The 6,509-nt window shown below is 62.7% G+C and carries 10 protein-coding genes; 3 read left to right on the top strand and 7 right to left on the bottom strand.

Features of this window, described 5'->3' with window-relative positions:
- The first annotated feature begins 127 nt into the window (after nt 1-127).
- Nucleotides 128-409 carry a hypothetical protein gene (locus tag BU124_RS13915; protein WP_084864175.1) on the top strand — a complete coding sequence of 94 codons (282 nt, stop codon included), beginning with the start codon at nt 128-130 and terminating at the stop codon, nt 407-409.
- A 20-nt stretch (nt 410-429) separates the two neighbouring features.
- On the opposite strand, the gene BU124_RS14675 is transcribed toward BU124_RS13915, so the two are convergent.
- Entirely contained in the window at nt 430-858 is a 429-nt protein-coding gene (locus BU124_RS14675; protein ID WP_143530014.1) for a hypothetical protein, read from the bottom strand.
- 60 nt (nt 859-918) lie between these two features.
- On the opposite strand from BU124_RS14675, the gene BU124_RS13920 reads away from it, so the two are divergent.
- Nucleotides 919-1,398 (top strand): DUF3489 domain-containing protein, encoded by a 480-nt coding sequence (locus tag BU124_RS13920; protein ID WP_342743749.1) that lies wholly within the window; start codon nt 919-921, stop codon nt 1,396-1,398.
- Nucleotides 1,399-1,456: 58 nt separating this feature from the next.
- Here the strand turns inward: BU124_RS13920 and BU124_RS13925 are convergent, their stop codons facing one another.
- Both BU124_RS13925 and BU124_RS13930 read right to left on the bottom strand, forming a co-directional pair.
- Nucleotides 1,457-2,086, bottom strand: a complete 630-nt coding sequence (locus tag BU124_RS13925; protein WP_084864177.1) for a class I SAM-dependent methyltransferase — start codon at nt 2,084-2,086, stop codon at nt 1,457-1,459.
- A 79-nt stretch (nt 2,087-2,165) separates the two neighbouring features.
- Nucleotides 2,166-2,387: a DUF7220 family protein gene (locus BU124_RS13930; RefSeq protein ID WP_084864178.1), complete on the bottom strand. Its 222-nt coding sequence runs from the start codon at nt 2,385-2,387 to the stop codon at nt 2,166-2,168.
- 33 nt (nt 2,388-2,420) lie between these two features.
- On the opposite strand from BU124_RS13930, the gene BU124_RS14680 reads away from it, so the two are divergent.
- Complete coding sequence (locus BU124_RS14680; RefSeq protein WP_143530015.1) at nt 2,421-3,224, top strand: hypothetical protein; 804 nt, start codon at nt 2,421-2,423, stop codon at nt 3,222-3,224.
- 15 nt (nt 3,225-3,239) lie between these two features.
- Here BU124_RS14680 and BU124_RS13935 read toward each other — a convergent pair whose 3' ends face one another.
- The 4 genes from BU124_RS13935 to BU124_RS13950 all read right to left on the bottom strand — a co-directional run bounded on the left by BU124_RS13935 (nt 3,240) and on the right by BU124_RS13950 (nt 6,287).
- On the bottom strand, nt 3,240-4,601 hold the full coding sequence (locus BU124_RS13935) for a site-specific DNA-methyltransferase (protein ID WP_084864179.1): 1,362 nt from the start codon (nt 4,599-4,601) through the stop codon (nt 3,240-3,242).
- Nucleotides 4,602-5,126: 525 nt separating this feature from the next.
- Nucleotides 5,127-5,573, bottom strand: a complete 447-nt coding sequence (locus BU124_RS13940) for a DUF6362 family protein (protein WP_084864180.1) — start codon at nt 5,571-5,573, stop codon at nt 5,127-5,129.
- Nucleotides 5,566-5,769: a hypothetical protein gene (locus tag BU124_RS13945; RefSeq protein ID WP_425442468.1), complete on the bottom strand. Its 204-nt coding sequence runs from the start codon at nt 5,767-5,769 to the stop codon at nt 5,566-5,568. The genes BU124_RS13940 and BU124_RS13945 overlap by 8 nt, the downstream gene beginning before the upstream one ends.
- Nucleotides 5,766-6,287, bottom strand: coding sequence for a crossover junction endodeoxyribonuclease RuvC (locus BU124_RS13950; protein ID WP_084864181.1), 522 nt, complete (start codon nt 6,285-6,287; stop codon nt 5,766-5,768). The genes BU124_RS13945 and BU124_RS13950 overlap by 4 nt, the downstream gene beginning before the upstream one ends.
- Nucleotides 6,288-6,509 lie beyond the last annotated feature (222 nt).

Genomic DNA, 6,509 nt, shown 5'->3' on the forward strand with positions numbered 1-6,509 from the left:
TCGAAATCATGTGCTTATTGAGTTGATAAGCCTCCGCGCCAGAGCGAACGTGGATCCACGAGGACGATGCAACTCACCACTGCGGTCAAGCAGCGCAGCGATAGCGCAGAACGAAGGAGCCACCGCGATGACCACGCGCCTGAACCCGATCACCACCCCGCGCCACCAACTTCACGCCGAAAAGGCCCGCCGAAATCGCGAGGCGGCGCTCGCCGCTTTCATCGGCAAGAAGGCCGAGATCGACGAGATGCTCGCCCGGCTGCAGACCCTAAGCGACGACCATTTCAACTGCTCCCCGGACGAGGTGGGCTTGGTCATGGTCGGCACCCTCGACCACTACGCCAGCCTGCTGAAGCGCATCACCGACAGCGCCTTCGGCGAAGGCGTGTACGTCGTGGGATTTACGTGAAGGCCAGCAATACATAAGAACTACTTGGGTGGCGGACTCAAGTATTCATATTCGGTTACGCTGTCGTCCAAAATCACTTCGACGCCAAATCCGTCGTCATCATCGTCGCCGGTGACGCTCAAAAGGTTCGTAGATTGAAACTTGCCGTCGTGAATCTCGTAATAGAATACGTCTTTACCATCAGGGGGAGTCAGAAAGAGAAAATTGTCGCCCTTTTCAACAACGCCATATAGCCGAAGTCCACTTTCGCTATCGACGCCCTCATACTGACGGACAATCCACTTTTCTATAGTCGAGTCGAAAATACCGCCACTCATCCGAGTAACTGTAACCAAATGAGTGGAGACAGAATCACCAGAGCGCCTTAAATAAACACCATCTTCAAGTGGCTGCCCCCACGCAGGCGACGTAATGGAAATTGCGGCGAATAAAACCAGAGCTGATCGCATCGTGGACTCCCTTTTTATACGATGTCAGCACCGCGCGTTGGTTGTGTCAAGACACTTCCAGTGTACCGGGGCGCGCGCCTCTCCCGCGGGCTGATCGCCAAGACCACGACCGACAGCCGGACCAAGGCTGACGCCGCCCTCAACCGCATCTGGCGCAACGACGAGGACGGCCGCGCCATCCTCCTGCACATCACGGACGCGGGCCTCGCCGCCATCGGCGTCGAGCCGGAGGGCGGCGACAGCGCGCCTACGGGCGCCGACGAGGCGCCGAGCGCGGAACCCACGCACGACGCTCCCGCCGAGGCCGATCCCGCGCCCAAGGCGCGCACACCGCGCACGGGCACCAAGCCGGCGAAGCTGATCGAGATGCTCCGCGCCGAGGGCGGCGCGACCATCGACGAGATCGTCGCCGAAACGGGCTGGCAACCGCACACGGTCCGAGGCGCCTTCGCCGGCGCGCTCAAGAAGAAGCTCGGGCTCGAGGTCGCCTCCGAGAAGGTCGAGGGCCGCGGCCGGGTCTACAGCCTGCCGCGGGATTGACGCCGCACGCCACAACGGTCCGATGCCGCCGTCCCGCATGGGGCGGCGGTCTCTCGTCTCAGCGATCCGTCTTCCGGCACACGCTGTACTGGAAGCTCTGCTTGTTGCCCTTCGGTGTGACGTGCATGTGGCGTCTGGCGTCGAGCATCTCGAACCGGCCCGGAAGCAGTCGGTCGAGTTCCTGCGCCAGCTCTTCTGGCGCATAGCGCACGACGGGCAGGCCCGAGCACATCTCCGGCCCGTCATCCGCGAATGTCGCGATGATCGCGGTCCCGCCCGGGCGCAGGGCTTGCGCCAGTGCGCTGGCATAGCCGGCGCGATCCTCGGCCCGGGTCAGGAAATGGAACACGGCGCGGTCGTGCCAGACCGCGTAGTCCCGCTCGGGCTGCCACGTCGTGATGTCCGCCTCGATCCACGCAACATCGTCGGCTCTTGGGCCGAGCCGCTGCCGGCTGACGGACAGGGCGGCTGCGGAAAGGTCCAGCACCGTGAGGGGGCCGAACCCCTCATCGAGCAACGCGTCGACGAGCCGGGACGCACCGGCCCCGATGTCGATGAACGGCGCGCCCGGTTGCAGATATTCGCGCACCAGGTCGAGCGACACCGCCGGCGTCGCTTCGAACCATGTCAGCGCATCTTCCGACCGCGCGCCGTAGACGTCGTCCCAATGCTCCTGTCGGCCTGCCATCTTGCCCGGTACCTCCTCTTGGCATCGAGCCTAATCCATCGAGGCGCCGCATGACACCGTCATTGCATCACGAGCGTCCTCAAGATCTCCGCATCCGGATCGTCTCGAACAGCCTGCGCAGCAGATAGCCGCGCGCCAGCGAGACGCCGACGAAGGCGAGGCCGATGGTCAGATGCTCCGCGAGCCCCGTCTCGATACCGAACCACGGGAACACGACGAACTGCGTGGCGATGGCCAGAACGTAGCCGACGACGACATTCGTCGCGGCCTCTACCATCGACATGATCCGGCTCTGCTTCATTGTGCTTTGGGCTGCGATGTGGTGCAAAGCTGCGTGAGATCGGATCCGGCTGAATCATTCGGCGCTTGGGTCAGGCACAAGGTGGAAATCTCCGGCGGAAAATCTCATGCAAGTCGCTTAATTTATTTGGAGTCACCAATGAACCCTGCAGAAGCAAGAAACTACTTTTCTGCTAGCTACTTCAGCAGGGATATCTTAATACCGTCATTTTTTGCTGCGCCTTTGATGCTGCAGGTTTTTGCTTTCTACCCAGAGGTGTGGGAAATGTTTCGAGCGGAGCTCGAAAAAATGAATATTTTCTATTTTCTGGTGTGTATCTATTTTTTTATATCAATCTCAGTCTCAGCCACTGCATTTTTGTTTCGGGCGTTTTCAATTGCCAATAAGTCGATTATAAGATATTTAATCCCTTATATAGATTATCAAATATATTACGATCGCTGTGAGCGGGAAATTAGTATGTCATTCTCGGAAGTCTCGACTATGGCTGCCGCGGAGACTCGAGAGATTGCCCCAAATGACGCTACTCTTTCTATTCGTGAGAAAATGAACGTGTTGCTGCGATTGTCAGAGCGGGTATTTCCAGAAGGTTATTTGATGCTGGCGCGGCTCTATGGGTTTGTCGCTGTTACCTCAGCCCTTATTGTCTCGCAGTCTATTTTTGTAGCATATATGGCTACAGCTGGATTTTCTCAAGATTTTTGGATTGGCCTAGGAGTATTATTGTTTCTCTTCATTGCCCTCGTGGGCTTAGTTCGTGCGGCAGCTTCAACAGAGCTTGACGTACTGCGTACTGCTCTTCTTGTGATGAGGAAAAACCACACAAGCGGCTTCTAGGATTAAATTGTATTTTTATTTTTGTGTACCATCCATACTCGCGATGATATGATCAGTGTTACTGGGGTCACCGATTTCGTCCAGCCGCTCGGCCTTCACGTCGGCGAAGGTCCGGCCATCGCCGTCGAGGACCGCGTCGCGGCCCGTCTCCGCCTGCCAGCGTTCGACGGCGACATCGACATAGGCCGGGCTGATCTCCATCGCGAAGACGCGCCGCCCGTTGGCCTCGCCCGCCATGATCTGCGAGCCGGAACCGGAGAACGGCTCGTAACAGAGCCCGCCGCGGGCAACGTGCTGGCGCATCGGGATGCCGAACGCGTCGAGCGGCTTTGGAGTCGGGTGGTCGGGGCGTTCGTCCTTCGCGAAGCTGGGCATCTCCCAGGTCGAAGGCAGCGTCTGCTCGGCGACCTTCGGCGGGCGGTTCGGGCGGCGCCAGCCCATGAAGCAGGGCTCGTGCTTCCAGAGGTAGTGCGAGCGGGTGAGGACACCGCGGTCTTTCACCCAGATGATCTGCTGATGGACGAAGGCGCCGGCCTTTTCCCAGCAGGCCTCCAGCATCGCCTGGCGGCGCGAGGCGTGCCAGCAGTACCAGGCGGCATCCTCCGTGATCGCCTCTGCGACCGCCGCGGCGATGAACCCGTCGTAGAGGTCCGCGCCCTGCGAGCTGTCGTCCCAGGTGGTGCCATAGGACGCGGACCAATCCTTGTTCCGGGTCGGATGGTTCGAGCCGTCGTAATCGACCAGGTATGGCGGGTCGGTGGCGAACAGCACCGCGCGCTCGCCGTTCATCAGGCGGCGAACATCGTCCTGGAAGGTCGAGTCCCCGCAGAGCAGCCGGTGATCCCCGAGGATCCACAGGTCGCCGGCCCGCGACGCCGGATTGCGCGGCGGCTCCGGGATGGTCACCGGCGGCACGGAGCCGCCGGCGCCACCTTCTTCTTCGCCGCCCTCGTCCGGATCGAAAGCCAGCAGCTTGTCGAGTTCGCCATCGGAAAACCCGACCAGCGACAGGTCGTAGTCGTCCGCCAGCAGGTCCTGCAGCTCGGCCGACAGCAGCGCCTCGTCCCAGCTGCCGAGTTCGGTTAGCTTGTTATCCGCGATGCGATAGGCCCGCCGCTGCGCCTCGGTCAGGTGCCCCAGCACGATCACCGGCGCCTCGGTCAGCCCGAGCTGCGTCGCGGCCAGCACCCGCCCGTGGCCGGCGATCAACTCGCCATCCTCGCTGACCAGGCAGGGCACGGTCCAGCCGAACTCGGCCATGCTGGCGGCCAGCTTCGCGACCTGGTCGGCCCCGTGCTGCTTCGCATTGCGGGCATAGGGCTGGAGCCTGGCCAGCGGCCACATCTCGATCCGCTCGGGGGCGAAGGCGAGGGTCATGGGTGATCCTGTCGATGCTGTTCGCGCTGTGGCGCTGGCCGCGCTGGACTCCCGCTGCATGGACTCCGCCGGAGTGGATACCCTGGCTGCCGGCTGGACTCCGGCATCCGCGGGGTATCCACCCCGGGCGGCCCATCAAGCGTTTGGTTTCACGAGGGTTTCATGGCGTCTCGGGTGGACGCTGGACTCCGGTGGCTTCCCAAAAAATCGGCCCTGTCGCTGGCGAAATCCCGCGCCAAGCCCGCCAGCATACGAAGGTGAATGGAAAGGAGCCGTAAAATCAGAGGGTTACGGGAGAGCCGAGACAGTTTTTCCGGTCAAGCGGCGGGCGTTTGCCCGGCTTCGAACTGTCGCCGCTTGCGTGCCGTCATGTTCCCCTCTGGACCCCGAACTGGCTTTCGGTTGCACCCTGGATTCCAGCGCTGCGGCCTTCGTCCCTTCGTTCACGTCTCGTGCGATCATACCCCGTTTGTATCCTTCAGCGCCGATAAGTGAACCCTGTGCGATGTCTCCCTGATAATTCCCTCACAGGACGATTTTTCTTGACAGCCGGTCGGCGTTGTCGACCACGAAGCGCTTCGATCGCCTGGACGACGGCACGCGCCCGTTGAGCCGCCAGGTGATCAGCGCGATCCCATATTGCCAGTGGCGGTTGGCGGCCGGGCGGCTCAACCCGATCTCCCAGCCGATCTTCTTCCAGGGCTGGCGGTTGACGCGCAGCCAGACGATGCGGGCGTCGTCGCGCTCGAGCCAGAGCAGCCAGAGCATCGCCTCCTCGGCCTCGGTGATCTGACGCGGGCTCGGCCGCGGGCGCTTCATCTCGGGCTCCTGGCCCACCTGATCCGCGAAGCCATGGAAATACTCGGGCCAGGCGTTGAAATACCCGGTGGGCTTCACGCCGGGCAGCTGCGCGAACACGTCCGCCGCGCTTTCCAGCCGGTCCTGCACCCGCGCTGTGGTCCACTCAGTCATGGCGCGCCTCCCGGTCCTGCTGCCCGTAGAGCCGCTCGCCCAGCTGCCGGACGAGCTCGCGCTCGGGCCAGGTCAGCCGGTCGTCGTCGACCGAGACGGCGAGCACGCCTTGTTCGCGCCATCCGTCGCGCTTGACCTGCTGGGGATCGCGGCGGCGTCCGCCGTAGCCCTTGGGCGTGAACCGCATGCCGGTCATGCCACGCCTCCCTTCGTCTCCAGCGTCCAGAGCAGGATCGCCATGGCGTCGGCCTCGTTGTCGTCGGCCGGGCTGAAACCACGGGCACGGGCGGCCGCGATCATCGCGTCCTTGTTGGCGTTGCCCTTGCCGGTGGCGAAGCGCTTGATCGTGCCCACCGGGACGCCCTCGTAGGGCACGCCGCGCAGCTCTGCCCACGAGGTCAGCGTCGCCATCAGCCCGCCGTAGACATGCGCGGCGTCCGTGCCGGCGTGGCGGCGGACTTCCTCGAACCAGATCGCGGCGATGGGCCCGGAGAGCCGATCCAGCTCGCCCAGCCAGTTCGTGAAGCGCAGGTAGCGCATGCCCCCGCCGTCATAGCGGCCGGGGCGGAAGCTGGCGGTGCCGCTGGTAATCACGCCATCCAAGCCACGGATCGCCCAGCCGGTGGTCGTGCCGAAGTCGAGTGCGAGGATCGGCTTCGCGCCGCAGTTGGTATCGGGCCGCGCGTCGGGAAGGATCTGGTCTTGTACGTTCATGTTGAAGGCTCACGAATTCGAGTGGGCCTTCGGCTTTGGTCACCCGAGATCTAGCAGCCGCCAGCCGCGTCCCCAAGCAAAATCGCTCAGGAGAACATCCCTGGCCTACGAACGGCCGTCACGGCGCCCCTGTCCCAACCTCATGGCGCGCTGTCCCAACCCTCACAGGAGGTTGGGACAGGCTTTTATCGTTCCATGGCAATGCCTTGCCCGGATGGGGAG

The sequence above is a fragment of the Salibaculum halophilum genome (assembly GCF_002094885.1).
GTDB lineage: Bacteria > Pseudomonadota > Alphaproteobacteria > Rhodobacterales > Rhodobacteraceae > Salibaculum > Salibaculum halophilum.